Raw genomic sequence first — 19,990 nt, 5'->3', positions numbered from 1 at the left:
CTGATAGATTTATTAGATTTTCCATCTAAAAAATAATCCGGCCCCATGAACAATAAAAAACTTACTCAATACGCTATTTATGCTGTTGCAGTTCTTTGTGCAGCTTTAATCAATGAACATATCATAAAGTATGTCAAAAAGCATATTGAACAAGACGGATACTTATTAGTAATCATTGACATGGCTATTGTAGTGCTTATTTTTGCCCCTGCATTTGCATTGGTAACCAAATACACCAAAAAACTTTCTCAAGCTTACCTTAAAACGTCTAAAAAGTTCTCTACAAGTAATAAAAACGGAACCCTTTTTGGTTTTACGATTGCTATTTTTATCCTTTTTATTCTTTATGCCAGCTTACGACATAATATCAATGTAATTGATGATTTGAAAAGATTAGTTCCCTAGAAATTAAACATCACAAATAGTAATTCCTTCTTTCAGTGCTTCTAATTTATTTTCATATGTGGGAATGAATTCTTGCGCTACATATCCTTTAAAACCAGTAGCAAGAACAGCTTTCATAATGGCCGGATAATAAAGCTCTTGATTGTTATTAATTTCATTTCTTCCGGGCACACCTCCTGTATGATAATGATTAATGTAATCTTTATACTTTGTAATTGTAGCGATGATATCTCCCTCCATAATCTGCATATGGTAGATATCGTATAAAAGCTTAAAGCTTGAAGACCCTATTTTATCAACCAAGTTTACTCCCCATGGTGTACGGTCACATTGATAATCTTTATGATCTACTTTGCTATTAAGCAATTCTATTATTAAAGTTACCTTATTTCTTTCTGCGTGTTTTACCAAGGGATCAAGTCCTACAGCACAATTTTCGATCCCAACCTCATCAGAGATCCCATTTCTATTTCCCGAAAAAACAATCACCTGTTTTATTCCGGCATGCGAAGCTTTAGAAATAAGTTCGACATATTGTTTTTGTAGTTTTTGATGATTAGCAGGATCATTAAACCCGTGTGTTATACTTGCAAAAGTATCAGTAGCCAGAGAACACTTCAATCCTGCATCCTGAACAATTTTCCATTCTTCCGGTTTTAGCAAATCGATTGCTTTAAGGCCAATATCTTTTCCTTTTTGTGCAAATTCTTGTAACGGAATTTTTTGATAACACCACCTACATACAGAGTGGTTAATATTTCCTTCTAAGGAAACAGGGAGATTATTAACACTTTTCTTTGTGGCGCCTTTTGATTTACTTGCAAAAATAGATTCTCCAATGCCAATAGCACCAACCCCAAGCGATATATTTTTTATGGCTTTTCTACGACTAATTTTTATTTTAGACATGTCAAGAAGATTGTGTGATTACTTATTAAAGATACTATTTTGGTAGCATACTGTCATTGACTAGCCCTGGCTTCTTATGAAATTTTCTATTTCTATTTCTGAAAATATTTCATTTGCTCCTTTACTTCCTGCTACCATTGCTCCTACAGCACAAGCACGATCAATAGCCTTTTGGGGGTGATGTTCTTTAAGAATTTCTGAAATCAACGTTGCTAAAAACGAATCTCCGGCCCCTACTGTGTCTACTACTTTTACTTTATATCCCGAATTATGATAGAAAACATTATCATAAAACAGTGTAGCTCCCTTTCCCCCTTTAGTCATACAAATTTGATCTGTATTTGTATATTCTGCAATCGCTTTTACTTGATCCTCAAGAGTATTTTCCGGTATTTTAAAATAAGTACAGATTTCTTCTAGTTCTTCATCATTTAGTTTTATAAAATCGGCTTTTTGCATTAATTCTAAAAGTAATTCGGTATTATAATGCGGGGGTCTGAGGTTAACATCCAGAATCTTAAATTTCGCATGATCCAATAATTGAAGTAATGTATCTCTCGAAATCCTATTTCTGCTAGCCAGGCTACCAAATATTACAGCATCAGATGTTTTTATTTTTTCGGCAGCATTTTTAGAATATTCTATAAAATCCCAAGCAACGGGTCTACTTATTTCGTATGAAGCTGTATTTTCATGATCCAGAGTCACCAAAACTTCACCAGTTCTATGCTGTTCATCGATTTGAAATGTGTTTACAGGCAGCCCTCGTTCTAATGCATACCTTATAATTTCTTTCCCCAGCGCATCATTCCCTACCTTGGTAATAATTGAAGAATTTACTCCCATACTTTTAAGACGTAAAGCCACATTAAGCGGAGCTCCTCCAATTTTTTTATGTTCTGGAAATATATCCCAAAGTACTTCTCCGAAACAAGTGATCTTCATAGTTTAAATTTTAATTCTAAGATACTATTCCATAAACAATTCTGCAAAAACAACCCCCAGTGGTTAACTACTCCTCTGGGGGTCTAGACTGAAGCTAAAAAAAATTAAACTAACTCAACTTACACTCAATTAAACTTGCTTCAGTTTCTCTTCAATATTTTTAAGACACAGATTATTTATACTACCTATATGAGTATGTTTTGTGTTTTTTTCAGGTTTATACATATCGCTTTCAATATCTTTTCCGATTTTGACATAAGCATCTCTAAACGACATTCCGTTCATAACTAATGCATTTAAGGTATCTACACTAAAGAGATAGTCGTATTTGGTATCTTCTAATATGCTCTTATTAACTTTTATATTTTTTAAAGCATACATTGCCATTTCCAACGAAGCTTTCAAGTCCTGAATAGCCGGTACTATTCCTTCTTTAAGTAACTGAAATTCTCTATGATAGCCACTAGGTAAATTATTGGTCAATACTGTTAATTCATATGGTACTGCCTGAACCTTATTACATTTTCCTCTTATCAACTCGAAAACGTCGGGGTTTTTCTTGTGAGGCATTATACTTGACCCTGTTGTAAACTCTGATGGAATACTCATAAAGTCGAAATTTTGACTCATGTACAAGCACACATCCATTGCTAGTTTTGAAAGTGTCCCCGCTATACTACTCAAAGCAAATGCGGCTGTCTTTTCAGATTTTCCTCTACTCATTTGAGCAGCCACAACATTATACTTTAGCGTTTCAAACCCAAGTTCTTTAGTTGTAAATTCTCTATCTATCGGAAATGAACTACCATAACCCGCTGCACTACCTAATGGATTTTGATCAACCACTTTTAATGCTGCATTAACGAGATATAGATCATCTACAAAACTTTCTGCATATCCCGAAAACCAAAGACCAAAAGATGACGGCATGGCTATTTGTAAATGGGTATATCCTGGCAGTAGAACTTCTTTGTACTTTTTTGCAGCTACCAATAAATCTTGTGATAATTCTTTAACCAAAGATTTGATCTGTAACAACTCATCTTTAAGATATAAATGCATTGCTACCAAAACCTGATCGTTTCTAGATCTTGCTGTATGGATTCTCTTGCCTGCATCTCCTATCCTTTGAGTTAATTCGAATTCAATTTTTGAATGTACATCTTCAAATTGATCTTCAATTATAAAAGTTCCCTTTTCAATCTCTATTTGCAGCTTGTTAAGTTCTCTTTCTATTTCAGAAATATCCTTATCAGACAACAAATCAATCTTATGTAACATTTTGGCATGTGCCAAAGTCGCCTTCACATCATATGTAGCAATTACCAAATCCAACTGTCGGTCGTTACCTACGGTAAATCTATCTATTTTTTGATCTGTTGGTAATCCTTTGTCCCAGAGTTTCATATCTCACTATTCTTTTTTATACAATTCCCTCTAATATTTTTATATATAACTCTACACCTTCTTTGATTTCATCTATATAAATAAACTCATCTGCAGAATGAGATCTGGTAGAGTCTCCTGGTCCTAATTTCAAAGAAGGACAACTCAATACCGATTGATCGGATAAAGTAGGTGAACCATAGGTAGTTCTCCCAAGTCTGATACCTGATTTTACAATAGGGTGATCCATTGGAATTGAAGAAGATCCTAAATGTAACGATCTTGGTCTCACCCCAACATTTTCAGGCAATGCCTTCCTTACAATTCCCAATACCTCTTCATTTTTATATTTATCATTTACTCTTACATCTACCACCAAATCACAATGCGAAGGCACTACATTATGCTGTTTTCCAGCATTAACCTGAGTAACTGTCATTTTTACTTTGCCAAGAGTTTTAGATTCCTTTTCAAATTCATAATCTTTGAACCATTGAATCACTTCTAAAGCGTTATAGATGGAATTATCATTATTAGGATGTGCCGCATGGCTTGCTGTTCCATTAACCGAAACATCTAAAACCAATAATCCTTTTTCGGCTACGGCCAATTGCATTAATGTGGGTTCTCCAACAATTCCAAACACTACATTTTTTAGATATTTCAAGACACTTTTTAATCCAAGAGGACCACTGCTCTCTTCTTCTGCTGAAGCCACAATTACAAAATTGTAACTCAGGTCTTTTTGCTTATAAAAATGTGTAAATGTTGCTAGTAATGAAACCAAACATCCTCCGGCATCATTACTTCCTAGACCATATAATTTTCCATTTTCAACAAAAGCGTTGAATGGATCATTGGTATAGTTTCCATTTGGTTTTACTGTATCATGATGAGAATTTAACAAAATGGTGGGTTTTGCCTCATCAAAATACTTGTTGTACGCCCAAATGTTGTTGTTTTCTCTTTCAAAAGGAATATTGTTTTGCCTGAACCAATCTTCAACAAGCAAAGCCGTTTTATCCTCTTCTGAAGAAAAAGAAGGTGTTTCTATTAATCGATGTAATAGTTGTATCGCGTTATTTGTTAATTGCTCTATCATTATTTATAGACTCAATGTGGTGTGTTTCGTTTGATTATTCTTTATAAAATCGGCATTAGCTATATGGACCTTGCTTACATTTTTTTGCAATGCATCAAAGCAATTCTGAAGTTTGGGCAACATCCCATCGGCTATTACTTCTGCATCCCTAAGTTGTGAATACTTTTCCAAATCGATATGCTCAATTACAGAGTCTTTATCATTTATATCTTCAAGAACGCCTTTAAGCTCAAAACAATAGAATAATGACACTTCGTAGTTCTTACTCATTGCTGAAGCTATTTCAGAAGCAATTGTATCTGCATTGGTATTAAACAATTGCCCATTTGCATCGTGTGTTACTGCGCAAAAAACAGGCACAATCCCCATATTTAAAAAACCTTGAATTGCATCTGCATTAACCATGATTACATCTCCTACATATCCATAATCTACAAACTGTACAGGTCTTTTTTCAGCCAAAATAACATTGGCATCTGCCCCTGTTAGCCCTAATGCGTTACTACCACATTTTTGCAGACCAGAAACTATTTTCTTATTCAACAACCCTGCATAGGTCATTACAACAATATCCAGATTTTCTGCCGAGGTAATTCTTCTTCCATCGATCATTTCGGTTTTAACTCCTAATTTTGAAGCCAATTGGGTCGCCGATTTCCCCCCGCCATGAATTAATATTTTTGGTTCTTTTATTCTAGAAAACCCTTCTAAAAAAGAATCCAAGGAATCTTGGTCTTCAATAATGTTACCTCCTATTTTGGCGACTAATAACTTTTCCATCTTATCTGTTTTCAAGAATTTTCTTCAGTACCAATTGCGCAGCATACGTTCTGTTATTGGCCTGTTCTATAACTACAGAGTTTTTACTATCGATTACAGCATCATCTATAACAACATTTCTTCTAACCGGTAAACAATGCATAAACTTTGCATTGTTGGTGAGGTTCATTTTTTCTTTGGTAATCTGCCAACTTTTATCACTTCCAACTTTACCATAATCATGATACGAACTCCAATTTTTGACGTAGATAAAATCGGCATCCTTAAAAGCATTCTCTTGGTTGTAATCAATGGGCACCTCTTTGGTAATTTCACTGGCTAACTCAAATCCCACGGGGTGGGTAATTACAAAATTGGCATCCATTTTTTGCATCATTTCTACGAAAGAATTTGCAACAGCTTGTGGTAAGGCTTTTGGATGTGGCGCCCATGATAATACAACCTTTGGCTTGTCTATTTTTTTATGTTCGGTGATTGTTATGGCATCAGTTAATGCTTGTAAAGGATGCCCCGTAGCACTTTCCATATTAACAACAGGTATTGTAGCATATTTTATAAAGCTTTTTAGCACTTTTTCGCTATAGTCCTCATCCTTGCTTTCTAGCTTTGCAAACGCTCGTATTGCCAATACGTCACAGTATTGTGATACTACTTGTGCCGCTTCTTTAACATGCTCTGAATTTCCTTGATCCATTACAGTTCCGTCTCCATATTCTAACGACCACCCTTCGCCTGTAAAATTCATTACCATAACATTCATACCAAGGTTAATAGCTGCTTTTTGAGTACTTAAACGTGTACGAAGACTTGGGTTAAAGAATAACATCCCGATAGTCTTATTTTTTCCTAACTCATTATGAGATAAAGGAGCTGTCTTTAGCGCTATCGCTTCATTTACCCATGTATCCAGGGAATCAATATCATGTATGGAAAAGTAGTTTTTCATCTTACTTCAATTTTCGCTTCTTTATTTTCTTTATTAATTTGCGTAAACGGAACTTTATTCTGGATTGCGTCTATTATAAAGTTGTCTTTCAACCCATTAACTATCCAGGTTTCTATATTTGAATTCTGTGCTATTCTGGCTGCTTGGATCTTCGATTTCATCCCTCCTGTTCCGTGTGAAGAAATCGAAGAAACCACTTCACTTTCTAAAACCTTAATATCACTTACTTTTTCTATTGTCTGGTATGTCTTGTTTTCAACAGATTCTTTGGTACATATTCCATCAGTATTGGTCGCTATAACCAACAAATCGGCCTCTAGCAGCGCTGCAGTTAGACCTGCTAACTTGTCGTTATCCCCAAATTGGATCTCATCGGTGGCTACGGTATCATTTTCATTAATAATTGGTATATATTGATTTGCGACCAATACATTAACAGTATTAACAATATTCTTTTTTGACTGCTCTCGTTCAAAATCTGAATATGATAAAAGACATTGAGAGGTTAACAAACCAAGATCCCTAAAGCTTTCTTGAAATATGCGCATCAGATGCGGTTGTCCGATTGATGCTAAGGCTTGTTTTACATTGATTTCTTTCCCATTACTTTCAAGGTTTACAAACTGTTTTGCAACAGCAATGGCCCCTGAGCTAACGATCACAAACTCATAACTGTCTTGTAAAGCCACAATCTGCCTACCAATATCTTCGATCTTACCTCTGGAGATCTGATCGGTTTCTTTGGTTAGTGTATTGGATCCTATTTTTAATACAACTCTCTTTTTATCTGATTTGCCCATCACCATGTATATACCATTTATTAGTCACCAAATGTTGTAATCCAATAGGACCTCTTTGGTGTAATTTATCTGTACTTATCGCCAATTCTCCTCCTAAACCCAATTGAAAACCATCGGTAAATCGTGTAGATGCATTATGATAAACGGCGGCACAATCTACAGAGGACATAAAAACCTCAGCTTCCTTTTTATTGCGAGTGATTATAGCCGCCGAGTGCCCGCCGCTATATTCGTTAATTTTTGAAATAGCATCTATTGCATTATCAGTTTCACCAATGACAATTTTATAATCCAAAAACTCTTCATGCCATACAGATTTGTTTCGTATGGGTTGGACTTCTTCATATTTTGAAAGTGAAATATCACCTAGTATTTCGACATCATAATTCTTAAGACTTGTAATTAGGTTTCTCACAAAATCCTCTTTGTTCGGAAGATTTTTATCAATTAAAACTTTATCAATCGCGTTGCATGCCGAAATTTTATTCGTTTTTCCATTGATGATATTATCCAAAGCCAAAGCTCTATCTGCTTCTCTATGTACATACACAAAGTTGTTGCCTCTTCCGCTTACAATTACAGGACACGTAGCATGTGTTTTCACAAAATCAATCAACTTTTCTCCGCCTCTAGGGACAATGAGATCTATATTTTGTGTAGGTCTTTCAAGAAAAGCTTGAGTTTCGGTTCGGTTATAATTAAGATATTCTACCCAATCGGTTGTGACACCAGTTTCTAAAAGCGCTTGATGCCAGAGTTTCACTATTTCCAGGTTCGAATGAAGGGATTCCTTTCCTCCTTTGAGTAAAATCTTATTACCCGATTTAAAGGCTATTCCTGCTGCTTCAACGGTAACATCTGGTCTTGATTCATAAATGATCAACACCGTTCCAAAAGGAGCCGTTTTGTTGAACACTTGCATTCCGTTATCATGATTAAATCTAAAACGTTCGATTCCAATGGGGTCTTCCTGTTGCGCAAGTTGTTCCAGAGAAGAAATCATACCATCAATCTTGGCTTGATTTACTTTCAATCGATCATACATAGCCCTGTCACCACCAGAGTAATTTTTCAAATCCTTTTGATTCACCTCGAGTATTGCTGTACTGTTTTGACCTATCAAAGTGGCCATTTTCTTTAATACAGAATTTCTTTGTGATATATTTAAAACTAAACTCATTATTTATACCTTTTCTACAATCAATACGTTTTGCAATGCCTTTATAAATTGATCAATTTCTTTCTTACCAACGGTTAATGGAGGAAGTATGCGCAGCAATTTTTTGTTCATCGCTCCTCCTGTAAAAATATGCTGATCATAAATAAGCTTCTTTCTTAAGTCACCTACTTCAAAATCAAATTCTAATCCCAACATTAATCCTTTTCCTTTTACCAGCTGAACCCCAGGCACCTTATTGGCTATAGATATAAAATACTCTCCTGATAATTTTGCATTATCTATTAGGTTTTCGGTTTCAATCACGTCTAAAACTGCTAATGCAGCAGCACATGCCAAATGATTTCCACCAAAGGTTGTTCCTAGCAATCCGTAACTTGGTTGTATATGTGGTGCAATCATAATTCCACCTATCGGAAAACCATTTCCCATTCCTTTAGCAATCGAAATGATATCTGGAGTAATCCCATGATATTGATGTGCAAAAAACTTTCCTGTTCTACCATATCCAGATTGTACTTCGTCCAAAATTAAGACCGCTCCAAATTCGTGACATAATGTTTCTAATTGTTGAAAAAAATCGGTGGTTCCTTCATCCAATCCTCCTACTCCCTGGATAGGTTCAATAATTACGGAACACACATCTCCTTTTTGCAATTCTTCTTTTACCAAATCAATTTCGTTAAGTGGTAAAAAAGTAACTTCTTGCTGTTTATTAAGCGGAGCATTGATTTTTAGATTATCGGTTGCAGCCACGGCAGCCGAAGTTCGTCCGTGAAATCCATTATTAAAAGCTATTACTCTTGATTTATTGGTATAAAAAGATGCAAGTTTCAAAGCATTTTCATTGGCTTCGGCTCCCGAATTACACAAAAACAATTGGTAGTCATTATATCCCGATAGTTTCCCAAGCTTTTCTGCCAATTGCAATTGCATGCTGTTCTGAACCGCATTAGAATAAAATCCGATTTTTTCTATTTGGCATTTTAGTTTTTTTGCATAATGTGGATGCGAATGCCCGATAGAAATCACGGCATGCCCACCGTATAGATCCAAATACTCTATTCCATTTTTATCGACCACAATGCAATCATATGCATTTACAGGTTCTACATCATACAAAGGGTATACATCAAATAGTTTCATTTTTTTAGTTTTTAGTCTTTAGTGGTTAGTTATTAGTTCATTTTATTCTCAATTTCACATCTCAGTTTAATTCCAATGTTTGACGAATGGTTTACTGTTTATTTCACTTTTCATTAATCCTTCTTGAAAATGTAATTAGCAACTCTATCTACTAACTACTACCAACTAGTTACTTAATCGTATTTATCTTTTCATAAGAAGCCATTACTCCTTTTATTACCGAGGAACTAAGTCCCTGATGCTCCATCTCATTTAATCCTTCAATAGTACATCCTTGAGGTGTAGTTACTTTATCGATTTCTCGCTCTGGATGTGTGCCATTTTTGGCAACCAACGTAGCGGCTCCAATAGCGGTTTGAACTGCAATTATTTGAGCTTCATGAGGATGAAATCCCATCTGGATTCCCCCTTGAATCATTGCCCTAAGAAATCTTAGAAAAAATGCAATACCACTAGCTCCTAAAACTGTTGCTGCTTGCATCAATCGTTCTTCAATGATCAATGTTCTACCAATGGTATCAAACATCTTTTCTACAAATCCTAGTTCTTCTTTTACATCTTCATTTGCCGATATACAAGTCATTGATAGTTTTTTTGCTGCCCCTGTATTTGGCATTACTCGAACTACTTTATTATTAGGCGTTACTTCATTAATTTCCTTTATAGAAGTTCCTGTTACCGTAGAAATTAATATTTGACCAGGTGTTAACACCTCTTTAATTTCTTGTAATACAATGTCAAGCTGTCTAGGCTGTACACATAGGATTATCCATTTAACACCTTTTATTGATTCAATTATATTCTGCGATGTCGAGACATTTAGTTTTTCTTCAACTTCTTTGAGATTGTATTTTGACTTATCGACTGCTGTAATATCCTTTGCATTTAGTAAATCGCTACTCGCCAAACCAGAAAGAATTGATTTTCCTAAATTGCCTACTCCTATGATCGTTATCTTGTTCATATTTAAAATGCACTTGCTTTTAACTTTAATCCTGTGTTTTCTTCAAATCCAAACATGAGATTCATATTATGAATTGCTTGTCCTGATGCTCCTTTAATCAAATTATCAATAACTGAAGTAACTAGCAACATTCCATTTTTCTTACTTATATGAAGAATACATTTATTCGTATTCACTACTTGCTTCAGACTAATTTCCTGATCAGAAATGGTTGTGAATTGGGCATCTTTATAGAACGTTTTATACAACGCTTTTGCTTCTTCTTCGCTTCCTTCAAATTTGGTATACAGGGTTGCATAAATCCCTTTGCTAAAATTTCCTCTATTCGGAATAAAAAACAATGGAGCTACAAAATGATTTTGTAGCTGTTGTAAACTTTGTTCGACCTCACCTAAATGCTGATGAGTAAATACCTTGTAACTCGAAAAGTTATTATCCCTCCAACTAAAATGCGTTGTACTTCCAGGAACGACTCCGGCACCCGTACTTCCTGTGGTTGCATTAATATGCACTGCATCGCTAATTTTTCCAGTAGAAGCCAAGGGTAACAATGCCAACTGTATCGCCGTTGCAAAACATCCGGGATTTGCAATATTTTTTGCCTTTTTGATGTTCTCTTTTTGTAATTCTGGCAAACCATAAACAAAATCTCTGTTTACGTAGTGATTATCTTTCTTTAACCTGAAGTCATTCCCTAAATCAATTACTTTGGTCTTCTCTGAAAAACTATGGTTTTTCAAAAACTCTCGGGATCTTCCGTGGCCCAGACATAAAAACAACACATCAACATTTGGGTTTATGGTATCTGTAAACTCTAGATCTATTTCTCCTATCATATCGGGGTGCTGTTTATCTATACCCACCCCTGCATTGGTTGTACTATATACAAAATCCAATTCAACTTTTGAATGATGTACCAGTAGCCTTAATAGCTCTCCGGCTGTATATCCCGATCCTCCTATAATTCCGGCTTTAATCATGATTCGTTTGAATTTACATTATGATATATTTTATTAGCATTACCATAAATTTTGATAAATCCTTTAGCGTCCTCAGACGTCCATGAGTTATTCATCTCTCCATATTGTCCAAAATCAGATTTCATCATATCAAAATCAGATTCGATACCTTCAAAAGTGAAATGATAAGGCCTCAATTTTACAGTAACATTTCCTGTTACCGATTTTTGCGAATCTTCAAGGAATGCTTCTATATTTCGCATTACCGGGTCCAGATAATTTCCTTCGTGCAATAACATTCCGTACCAATTGGCCAATTGCTCTTTCCAATACTGCTGCCATTTGGTTAGTACATGTTTTTCCAACAAATGATGTGCTTTGATTATCACCATTGGCGCTGCTGCTTCAAAACCTACTCTTCCTTTTATGCCAATAATTGTATCCCCAACATGAATATCTCTTCCTACCGCAAAAGCGCTTGCTAACTCTTCTAACTTTTGAATATTATTAACCGGAGAATCTTTAACTCCATCAAGACCAATTAATTCTCCTTTTTCAAAATTGAGTGTAATCGTTTCTTCCTTTTCTTTTTGAAGTTGACTAGGATATGCTTCTTCTGGCAATGCACTATGTGAAGTAAGTGTCTCTTTTCCACCGACACTGGTTCCCCAAATACCTTTATTTATAGAATATTGGGCTTTTTCCCAGCTATAGCTTACTCCGTATTTCTCTAAATAAGCTACTTCTTCTTGTCTGGAAAGTTTAAGATCCCTTATGGGCGTTATTATTTCAATTTCGGGAGCTAATGTTTGAAAAATCACATCAAATCTGATTTGATCATTTCCTGCACCCGTGCTACCATGAGCAATGTATTTCGCCCCTACTTTTTTGGCATGATTGATTACTTCAATAGCTTGAAAAATTCGTTCTGCACTTACCGAAAGTGGATATGTGTTATTTTTGAGAACATTTCCAAAAATTAAATATTTGATTGCCTTTTGGTAGAATTCGTTTAAGATTGTTTTGTTTACGTGATTGGAACTTCCCAATTCATAAGCTCTGCTCTTCGTTTCTTCTAATTCTTTTTCTGAAAACCCTCCTGTATTCACCAAAATCGTATGTACTTCAAGGTTTTTTTCATGAATAAGGTATTTCACGCAATACGAGGTGTCGAGACCTCCACTATATGCCAATACTACTTTTTCCATAATAACAATTGTTTATTACCAGCAAGCATGGTTTGCTTGATATGTTTTAATCTCTTTAATACTTTTTTGTTAAACCATTTTTCTTTTTTCTTTACTTTTTTTACGGGATCATATAACATACCGGTACATAAACACATTTTATGTTCTTTGGAGGTAAGGATATCATAATTTGTACACGTTTTACAACCTGCCCAAAACTTAGGATCATCGGTAAGTTCTGAAAATGTTACCGGACGATACCCTAAATCAGAATTGATCTTCATTACAGCCAATCCAGTGGTAATACCAAACACTTTTGATGAAGGATATTTTTTTAAGGAGTAATTAAATGTAAATTCTTTAATTTTTTTTGCAAGCCCTTGGTTCCTGTACTCGGGGTGTACAATTAATCCAGAATGAGCTACATATTGTGTATCTCCCCAAACCTCGATATAACAAAAACCTGCAAATTGATCACCAGACAAGGCTATTATAGCATTATGATTAATCATTTTGGCTTGTATATATTCTGGGGTACGCCTAGCAATACCAGTCCCTCTTACTTTGGCAGAATCAGATATTACATCACAGATTTCTTGTGCGTATTTCAAATGACTTTCGTCGGCAATTATGATATTGACCTGTTTCATAAACGTAACGACCGTTTATCAAAAAGTTTTGATTGTTAAAAACTTAGGATTGAGTTCCGAAAAAAGTTTCGAGTAGATAAAATGAAAGGAAAACACCTATTAGGTTACCTTTTAATCATTTAATACATCGAAAAAATGGAATTTGTCTCTCGGGGAAGTAGGACGCACCTACTTCAAATGAATATTAGACCCCCAAGGGGCGACGAAAGCGACGCGAAGGTATTCTTGTAATTACACCTAATTTGTTCAAAGATTGAACACTAATTTCTGAATAAATAAAATTTGCCGTTTTCATAATAGTAACTCTAAATCGTCGGCCGAAGCCCCTTTCGTTAACTAGATGGTACAATATTACATAAAAACTGTTTACCTGAAGCAAAAAAAGTTGTAATTCTTGATATTAATATGTTTTTAGCAAAAATATTACTTTTGATTTATCATTTTTACAAATAAAATGGTAAGCAGCTTCAAATACATCAAAATACAAAAAAGGATTTTGATTGTTTAAGTTGTTATATAATAAGAAAACGAACCAAAAAACGATCCTAAAGGATTTTGAAATACTAAAATCCAATATTATCGTTATTGTAATTGGAAAACAAAAGTTCGATCAATTTTACGCAACTATTTAATCAAATAGAGGCTTTTTGTTTCTTAACACTAAATTGGTTGACCAATTAATAAAAAACACTTATACATTACTACTATGAAAATTATTAGATTATATAGCCTTATTCTCTTTACAATTTCTACTACTTTATTTTACAGTTGCTCATCTGATTCTAATGATGAAACCCCAGCCGAAACTGGTGGAGAAGTAACAGATGGCTCTGGAGGTGATAACTCAGGTGGTGACGGTTCTGGTGGCGATGGCTCTGGAGGTGATGGAGGTGTTACTAGCTCTAATATTCCTTTTGAAGTTCTCAACCTTACAAATTGGAAGATTACTTTGCCGAGAGACTTTAATAATGACGGTAAGGCCGATGAAGTATACTTAGACAAAAGTAGAAACGACTATAGTGAAGATCCAAGTTTTAAAGAATATAAAGATGAGTTCTTTTTTGTTGAAAATAATAATGTGCGATTTTCATGCCCGGCAACAACAGATACCCCAACCACTGGAAACTCTTCAAATACACGAAGTGAATTAAGAGAAATGCCTTCAAATGGTGATGGCGAAGCTGGTTGGGATGCCAATGGTAACAGAATAAAGACACTAACTTTTAAAGTGCGCATAATACAAACCTCTAGCACCAGTAAATTCGCTTTTGCTCAAATTCATGATTTCAAGCAAGATATTTGGGATGATTTGTTAAGAGTTCAGATTCAAAGTGACCAACCTAATGCCAAAGAAGGTGAGACCGGTAGAATATATCTATTAGGGGATGTTATTGAAGGCGAAATTGGTGATGGATTTCCCATTAATTTTAGAAACAACAATTATGACGATCGTTACATTAAAGACGATTACATATTAGGTGATTGGTTAGCGTTTAAAATTACAGTACAGAATAGCGTATTAAAAATCTATCTTGAAGATATGAATACACCAATACGTACATATGATAACATAACTTGTAAAAGTAATTACTATAAGGCTGGCGTATATAATCAATCTGTAAAAGCCGATAGCAATGGTGATGGTATTGCCGAGTTTAGTGAAATAGTAGTTTCAGAGAATTTTTAAATATCCATAAAAGACTCTCTTTAAACTTAAATATTAATTAAGGACAACAACTTGAAATTGTTAAAATGCTGTTTTTTTAACATAAAAAATAGAAGGTATTCATATTTAGCTTGCAAAAATCAATTATTTGTCATATTTTGGTTGACCAAATTGGTCGACCAATTTTATTTAACACAAACCTAAGTAAATGAAAACTTTCAATCTATTAACTCGATTACTGTGTATAGCAAGTATCGGATTGCTGTACAATTGCACTTCAGACATTGAATCTGTAGAGGATTTAAGCCTCTTAACACAGAATGAACAGAAACAATCCCGCGCAAAACTTAACGTAGTATCCGTTTCGGCAAATGGTGACGATGGTAATGTTCCATCCAACACCCTTGACGGAAACCTGAATACTCGTTGGTCTTCAAAGGGAAGATCTGGAAAGTACATCACCTATGATCTTGGCTCTCCACAAAAAGTATCCAGAGTTAAAATAGCTTGGTACAAAGGAGATCAACGAAAGGCCTATTTTAAAATAAGAGTCGGAAACTCTACTTCCTCATTAACTACGGTACTCGACAAAAAAAGCGAAGGTAGTAGTGGAAACACCCGACAACTTGAAACCTATGACTTTGATGAAGTCACTGTAAGATATGTGCGCATTTCTTGTTTTGCAAATTCTAGCAATGACTGGAATAGTATTACCGAAACTGAAATACATGGTGGTGGTGGAACCACCCCTCCACCACCACCAACAGGTAGCACTCCTTATGATCTTTTAGGGCTTCAAAATTGGAAGCTCAACGGCCTGGAAGGAACAAAATCAAACAATACCTATGTAGATCAAATTCCTAATTTATCTTCATACACAAACCCGGACTGGTTTTTTGTAAATAACGGATGGGCAATTTTTCAAGTGTGGGCCGGTAGCGATACATCTTCTGGGTCTGGAAACCCTAGAATGGAGCTTAGAGAGTTAACCGCAAATGGCAATAACAATATATTTTGGGATGGAACCACCAGTAAAGAACACAGCATGAAATGGAAAGTGAGAGTAGATCGCTTACCTAGTTCTGGTAAAGTATGTTTTGGACAGATTCATGACAAAACCGATACATTTGATGATGTAATCAGAGTTCAGTGTCAAGGATCAGCCAACCAGACAAGCGGTTCGGTAAAAATGAGAATTAATGGTTATGTAACCGAAGTGCTCGAAGGCGGCGGTAAGACTGTAGGCAACTTCAATTTAGGAGAAGAATTGTACTTAGAGTTAACATATAAGAATAGTATTGTGAGACTTTATGAGCTTGATAACAATGGTAATAGATCCCGAACAATATACACATCAAAATCTGTGTCTGCCAAAGAAAACTACTTTAAGGCAGGTAGTTATTTACAATCAATGAAAGGTAAGAGCTATAAAAGTTCAGATTATGGTAGTGTAGGTATTCAAAAACTAGAAGTATTCCATTAATCATAAGGTATAACGATTATCAAATTGGATAAAGTAAATACATTTAGTTTGAGTACAATGCTAAAAGATTGCCCTCAATCAACACTTAATTATTACGTAAAACAAGAAAAGGCCCAATTATAAATTGCGGCCTTTTCTTAATATTATTTAAAAAAATGTTTTTTGAACAAATCCTTAGATAGTTATTTTTGAAATAAATATTATATTTCTAAACGGTACCCTTTAGAGAAATTGAAGAAATAGAATATAAAACATCAATAACAAAAGCCTAATCATAATGGAGGAAGTCAAAAAAACTGTTAAAAACAAGAAGAATGTTGAAGAAGTTATCATTTCTAAAATAAGAGAATTGATAGTTTCAAAACATTTAGAACCTGGGGATCGACTTCCGGCAGAAAGAGAACTTGCCCAAAAATTTGGAGTTACACGAAACCAACTTAGACAGGCTATACAGAAATTAGAATTTTATGGACTCGTTAAAAAATACCCGCAAAGTGGAACACGAATCTCCAACATTGGGGTTACAGCACTAAATAATATGATGTCCGATATTCTACAACTTCAAAAACCCGATTTTAAATCGTTAGTAGAAACTAGAATTATTCTTGAAACGAATGCAGTACGATTAGCGGCAACACGCAGGACCGAGGAACAAATTGAAGAAATTCAAAAAGCACACAAAGCCTATAGTGAAAAGGCAATTAAGGGACTAGATGCTGTAGAAGAAGATCTTATGTTTCATATCAAATTGGCCGAAGCCAGCAACAATAGTGTCATCAATTCTTTGATGTTAATTATTACACCCGAGATTATTAGTCATTTCATAAAAAATAAAGTCTGCAATAAGGAGGAAAATTATCTTCTAATCCAGGAACATCAAGAGATTGTTAATGCTATTAGGGACAAAAACCCAGAAAAAGCGGTTGCACACTTACAAGATCATTTCAAAGAGCTACATAAGTATTGTGAAGATTAGTTTTACGCACTTTTTTAATGGAAAAACCAAAAAATCGCACAATTTGATATCATTTTTATCAAATATTTGTCATTTTTTTTAACAATTGAATAAAAAAAAGTAACAACTTTCTTTGATTGTAATTTTATATTTATATTTTTGGTTAACCAAATTGGTCAACCAGATTATTCTTATGAAAAACATCATCTTACATTACGCTTTCGTCCTAGTATTGTTCTATTCATGTAGTAGTTCAGTAAAAAAAGTGAAGTCTAGTAATCTTGTCGATTCTATTGAAGCTTTGCATACTGCCATAAAAACAGCTAAGCCAGGGGACTCAATTATATTGGCCAAGGGTACTTGGAAAAATGTAGAATTAGTTTTTGAAGGGAAGGGTACAAAAGACAAGCCCATAACTCTTACTGTTGAAGAAAAGGGGCAAACTTCATTAGAAGGCGCTTCTTATCTGCAAATGGCAGGCGAATATCTCGTGGTTAGTGGATTAGTATTCAAAAATGGCTTTACTCCTACTTCTGAAGTAATCTCCTTCAAAAAGGACAAGAAAAACTTTGCTTCACATTCTCGTCTTACTGAATGTGTAATTGATAATTATTCGAACCCCGAACGCCGTGAGCAGGACTATTGGGTAGGTGTTTATGGAAAAAACAACCGCATTGACCACAACCATTTTGAAGGAAAAGGAAACCTGGGGGTAACCATGGCTGTACGATTAAACTCTAAGAAGTTTATAGAAAATAACCACCAAATAGACCATAATTATTTTGGCCCCAGACAAACCTTAGGGTCCAATGGTGGAGAAACGTTGAGAATAGGAACAAGTCACCACTCTATGAGTAATTCAAACACCCTTGTAGAATACAATTACTTTGACCGTTGCGGTGGAGAACTAGAAATTATTTCAAACAAATCGTGTCAAAATACATTTAAAAACAATGTGTTTTATGAATGCAGAGGTACATTAACCATGCGTCATGGTAATGAAACCTTGGTAAAAAACAATGTGTTTATTGGTAATGGTATTCCCAGTACTGGGGGTATTCGAGTAATCAATGGTCAACAAACTGTTGAAAACAACTATGCCATTGGACTCACCGGATATCGTTTTGGAGGTGCCCTGGTAGTAATGAATGGAGTGCCTAACTCTCCCTTAAACCGCTATTTTCAAGTTGCCGATGCAAAAATAAAAAACAACACTTTTATAAACTGTGATTACATCCAACTTTGTGCAGGTAGCGATCAAGAACGTAGCGCCATCCCGATAAATTCTGTTATGGAAAATAACATCTTCTATAATGAAAATAAGAATGATATATTTACAGTTTATGATGACATAAGCGGTATTCAATTTTCCAATAACCTTATAAGTCCAAATACCAAGCCTATTTCTGAAAAAGGCTTCTTCCCCAAAAAGATTACATTAACCAAAAATTCAAATGGATTTTTATCCCCTTCAGATAAAGGTTTAAATACAGGAGCAATTCTTAAAGAAGAAATCTTATCCAAACAAAACACCGGGGTTTCCTGGTATCCCAAAAAGAATAAAGTACTAACATTTAACTCAGGAAAAACAATCCAGGTTGCTCCAGGTATCAATACATTGTTTGATGCCGTTAAAAATTCTAAACCCGGAGACATCATAGAACTCACCTCGGTTCATGGGTATTTAGAAACAAAAACTATCAATATAACCCACCCTCTTACTATTACATCTTTTCTAGAAAAATCAACAGTCTTATTTGAAAAAAAATCTCTTTTCGACATTCAAAATGGAGGTAGCCTGCAATTAAACCGACTTATTTTTGACGGAAAAGAAGCTCCTGATTATTCAGGAAATGCAGTTATCAGGACCAGTAAATATTCAATGAATAAAAATTACAAATTGATAATAAATGATTGCCAATTTAAAAACCTTACCGTTAATCACTCCTATGATGTATTCAAAATTTTCAAAAATACTGTAGCAGATACAATCAAGATCACAAATTCTACATTTTCCAATATTAGCGGAAACGTACTTTCTCTAGATAAAGAAATTGGGGAAAACGGAATTTTCAATGCCGAATTTGTCATTCTAAAAAACAACGTTTTCAAAAATATTGATGGTGCCGTTTTAAACCTAGTTCGAGACGGTAAAGATGAAAGTACATTTGGACCTTTTCTAACCTTTGATCATAATGTTGTTATCAATGTAGGGAACGGTAAAAGGAACAAAAATAAAAAAGCAATCACTTTGGTTGGTGTTCAAAATACAGCTATTAAAAACAGTATTTTTCAAGACAGCAAAGGCATTCAAATGCACTTGGTCGTGGGCGGACCGATAGCCAAAGTAAGCAACACCAATTTCTTTAATTCTGAAAAGGTAGTGGTTACAGGCAATCAACCTTATCAAATTGACAAATTGTGGTCTGTTAATCCGAAATTCAAGAATACAACCAACTATCAACTACAAGACACTTCTCCTTTACGTTTTAAAGCAGACGATAGTCTGGATATAGGAATCGCTAATTAA

Annotated in this window: 18 protein-coding genes; 5 read left to right on the top strand and 13 right to left on the bottom strand. The window is 34.8% G+C overall.

Annotated elements, in window-relative coordinates:
- Positions 1–45 precede the first annotated feature (45 nt).
- A complete protein-coding gene (locus tag U6A24_RS09665) occupies positions 46–405 on the top strand; it encodes a hypothetical protein (protein ID WP_324179760.1) in 360 nt (119 codons plus the stop codon).
- Between the two features lie 3 nt (positions 406–408).
- Here U6A24_RS09665 and U6A24_RS09660 read toward each other — a convergent pair whose 3' ends face one another.
- The 13 genes from U6A24_RS09660 to U6A24_RS09600 form a co-directional block, all read right to left on the bottom strand.
- Entirely contained in the window at positions 409–1,314 is a 906-nt protein-coding gene (locus U6A24_RS09660) for a hydroxypyruvate isomerase family protein (protein ID WP_324179759.1), read from the bottom strand.
- A gap of 60 nt (positions 1,315–1,374) precedes the next feature.
- Positions 1,375–2,259, bottom strand: a complete 885-nt coding sequence (locus U6A24_RS09655) for a carbohydrate kinase family protein (RefSeq protein ID WP_324179758.1) — start codon at positions 2,257–2,259, stop codon at positions 1,375–1,377.
- A gap of 129 nt (positions 2,260–2,388) precedes the next feature.
- Positions 2,389–3,666, bottom strand: coding sequence for an argininosuccinate lyase (gene argH / locus U6A24_RS09650; RefSeq protein ID WP_324179757.1), 1,278 nt, complete (start codon positions 3,664–3,666; stop codon positions 2,389–2,391).
- A 16-nt stretch (positions 3,667–3,682) separates the two neighbouring features.
- Entirely contained in the window at positions 3,683–4,747 is a 1,065-nt protein-coding gene (locus U6A24_RS09645; RefSeq protein WP_324179756.1) for a M20 family metallo-hydrolase, read from the bottom strand.
- A gap of 3 nt (positions 4,748–4,750) precedes the next feature.
- Positions 4,751–5,527, bottom strand: a complete 777-nt coding sequence (argB, locus tag U6A24_RS09640) for an acetylglutamate kinase (RefSeq protein ID WP_324179755.1) — start codon at positions 5,525–5,527, stop codon at positions 4,751–4,753.
- A 1-nt stretch (position 5,528) separates the two neighbouring features.
- Positions 5,529–6,473 carry an N-acetylornithine carbamoyltransferase gene (locus U6A24_RS09635; RefSeq protein WP_324179754.1) on the bottom strand — a complete coding sequence of 315 codons (945 nt, stop codon included), beginning with the start codon at positions 6,471–6,473 and terminating at the stop codon, positions 5,529–5,531.
- Complete coding sequence (gene proB, locus U6A24_RS09630) at positions 6,470–7,279, bottom strand: glutamate 5-kinase (protein ID WP_324179753.1); 810 nt, start codon at positions 7,277–7,279, stop codon at positions 6,470–6,472. Before proB ends, U6A24_RS09635 begins: the two co-directional genes overlap by 4 nt.
- The gene (locus tag U6A24_RS09625; protein ID WP_324179752.1) at positions 7,257–8,453 is read right to left on the bottom strand and encodes a glutamate-5-semialdehyde dehydrogenase; all 1,197 of its coding nucleotides are present in this window, start codon (positions 8,451–8,453) and stop codon (positions 7,257–7,259) included. Before U6A24_RS09625 ends, proB begins: the two co-directional genes overlap by 23 nt.
- A gap of 3 nt (positions 8,454–8,456) precedes the next feature.
- A complete protein-coding gene (locus tag U6A24_RS09620) occupies positions 8,457–9,596 on the bottom strand; it encodes an aspartate aminotransferase family protein (protein WP_324179751.1) in 1,140 nt (379 codons plus the stop codon).
- A gap of 169 nt (positions 9,597–9,765) precedes the next feature.
- Positions 9,766–10,560, bottom strand: coding sequence for a pyrroline-5-carboxylate reductase (proC, locus tag U6A24_RS09615; protein ID WP_324179750.1), 795 nt, complete (start codon positions 10,558–10,560; stop codon positions 9,766–9,768).
- A 2-nt stretch (positions 10,561–10,562) separates the two neighbouring features.
- Complete coding sequence (gene argC, locus U6A24_RS09610) at positions 10,563–11,540, bottom strand: N-acetyl-gamma-glutamyl-phosphate reductase (protein ID WP_324179749.1); 978 nt, start codon at positions 11,538–11,540, stop codon at positions 10,563–10,565.
- Positions 11,537–12,727 (bottom strand): argininosuccinate synthase, encoded by a 1,191-nt coding sequence (argG, locus tag U6A24_RS09605; protein ID WP_324179748.1) that lies wholly within the window; start codon positions 12,725–12,727, stop codon positions 11,537–11,539. Before argG ends, argC begins: the two co-directional genes overlap by 4 nt.
- Positions 12,715–13,356, bottom strand: coding sequence for a GNAT family N-acetyltransferase (locus U6A24_RS09600; protein ID WP_324179747.1), 642 nt, complete (start codon positions 13,354–13,356; stop codon positions 12,715–12,717). Before U6A24_RS09600 ends, argG begins: the two co-directional genes overlap by 13 nt.
- Before the next feature lie 706 nt (positions 13,357–14,062).
- Between U6A24_RS09600 and U6A24_RS09595 the strand changes: the two genes are divergently transcribed.
- The 4 genes from U6A24_RS09595 to U6A24_RS09580 all read left to right on the top strand — a co-directional run bounded on the left by U6A24_RS09595 (position 14,063) and on the right by U6A24_RS09580 (position 19,990).
- Positions 14,063–15,043, top strand: a complete 981-nt coding sequence (locus tag U6A24_RS09595; protein ID WP_324179746.1) for a polysaccharide lyase family 7 protein — start codon at positions 14,063–14,065, stop codon at positions 15,041–15,043.
- A gap of 187 nt (positions 15,044–15,230) precedes the next feature.
- Positions 15,231–16,505, top strand: a complete 1,275-nt coding sequence (locus U6A24_RS09590; protein WP_324179745.1) for a polysaccharide lyase family 7 protein — start codon at positions 15,231–15,233, stop codon at positions 16,503–16,505.
- 277 nt (positions 16,506–16,782) lie between these two features.
- A complete protein-coding gene (locus U6A24_RS09585; protein ID WP_324179744.1) occupies positions 16,783–17,481 on the top strand; it encodes a FadR/GntR family transcriptional regulator in 699 nt (232 codons plus the stop codon).
- 172 nt (positions 17,482–17,653) lie between these two features.
- Entirely contained in the window at positions 17,654–19,990 is a 2,337-nt protein-coding gene (locus U6A24_RS09580) for a polysaccharide lyase 6 family protein (protein ID WP_324179743.1), read from the top strand.

Origin of the sequence: Aquimarina gracilis, assembly GCF_035285365.1 — a bacterium.
GTDB classification, from domain to species: Bacteria; Bacteroidota; Bacteroidia; order Flavobacteriales; family Flavobacteriaceae; genus Aquimarina; species Aquimarina gracilis.
This window is presented reverse-complemented; position numbering and strand designations above follow the sequence as displayed.

What these genes read in the sequence shown, in the direction of transcription:
- U6A24_RS09665 (WP_324179760.1), top strand. Translation starts at nt 46, where the DNA reads ATGAACAATAAAAAACTTACTCAATACGCTATTTATGCTGTTGCAGTT.
- U6A24_RS09645 (WP_324179756.1), bottom strand. Translation starts at nt 4,747, where the DNA reads ATGATAGAGCAATTAACAAATAACGCGATACAACTATTACATCGATTA.
- argH (WP_324179757.1), bottom strand. Translation starts at nt 3,666, where the DNA reads ATGAAACTCTGGGACAAAGGATTACCAACAGATCAAAAAATAGATAGA.
- U6A24_RS09590 (WP_324179745.1), top strand. Translation starts at nt 15,231, where the DNA reads ATGAAAACTTTCAATCTATTAACTCGATTACTGTGTATAGCAAGTATC.
- U6A24_RS09600 (WP_324179747.1), bottom strand. Translation starts at nt 13,356, where the DNA reads ATGAAACAGGTCAATATCATAATTGCCGACGAAAGTCATTTGAAATAC.
- argG (WP_324179748.1), bottom strand. Translation starts at nt 12,727, where the DNA reads ATGGAAAAAGTAGTATTGGCATATAGTGGAGGTCTCGACACCTCGTAT.
- U6A24_RS09660 (WP_324179759.1), bottom strand. Translation starts at nt 1,314, where the DNA reads ATGTCTAAAATAAAAATTAGTCGTAGAAAAGCCATAAAAAATATATCG.
- U6A24_RS09580 (WP_324179743.1), top strand. Translation starts at nt 17,654, where the DNA reads ATGAAAAACATCATCTTACATTACGCTTTCGTCCTAGTATTGTTCTAT.
- U6A24_RS09620 (WP_324179751.1), bottom strand. Translation starts at nt 9,596, where the DNA reads ATGAAACTATTTGATGTATACCCTTTGTATGATGTAGAACCTGTAAAT.
- U6A24_RS09595 (WP_324179746.1), top strand. Translation starts at nt 14,063, where the DNA reads ATGAAAATTATTAGATTATATAGCCTTATTCTCTTTACAATTTCTACT.
- U6A24_RS09635 (WP_324179754.1), bottom strand. Translation starts at nt 6,473, where the DNA reads ATGAAAAACTACTTTTCCATACATGATATTGATTCCCTGGATACATGG.
- proC (WP_324179750.1), bottom strand. Translation starts at nt 10,560, where the DNA reads ATGAACAAGATAACGATCATAGGAGTAGGCAATTTAGGAAAATCAATT.
- U6A24_RS09585 (WP_324179744.1), top strand. Translation starts at nt 16,783, where the DNA reads ATGGAGGAAGTCAAAAAAACTGTTAAAAACAAGAAGAATGTTGAAGAA.
- proB (WP_324179753.1), bottom strand. Translation starts at nt 7,279, where the DNA reads ATGGTGATGGGCAAATCAGATAAAAAGAGAGTTGTATTAAAAATAGGA.
- argC (WP_324179749.1), bottom strand. Translation starts at nt 11,540, where the DNA reads ATGATTAAAGCCGGAATTATAGGAGGATCGGGATATACAGCCGGAGAG.
- argB (WP_324179755.1), bottom strand. Translation starts at nt 5,527, where the DNA reads ATGGAAAAGTTATTAGTCGCCAAAATAGGAGGTAACATTATTGAAGAC.
- U6A24_RS09655 (WP_324179758.1), bottom strand. Translation starts at nt 2,259, where the DNA reads ATGAAGATCACTTGTTTCGGAGAAGTACTTTGGGATATATTTCCAGAA.
- U6A24_RS09625 (WP_324179752.1), bottom strand. Translation starts at nt 8,453, where the DNA reads ATGAGTTTAGTTTTAAATATATCACAAAGAAATTCTGTATTAAAGAAA.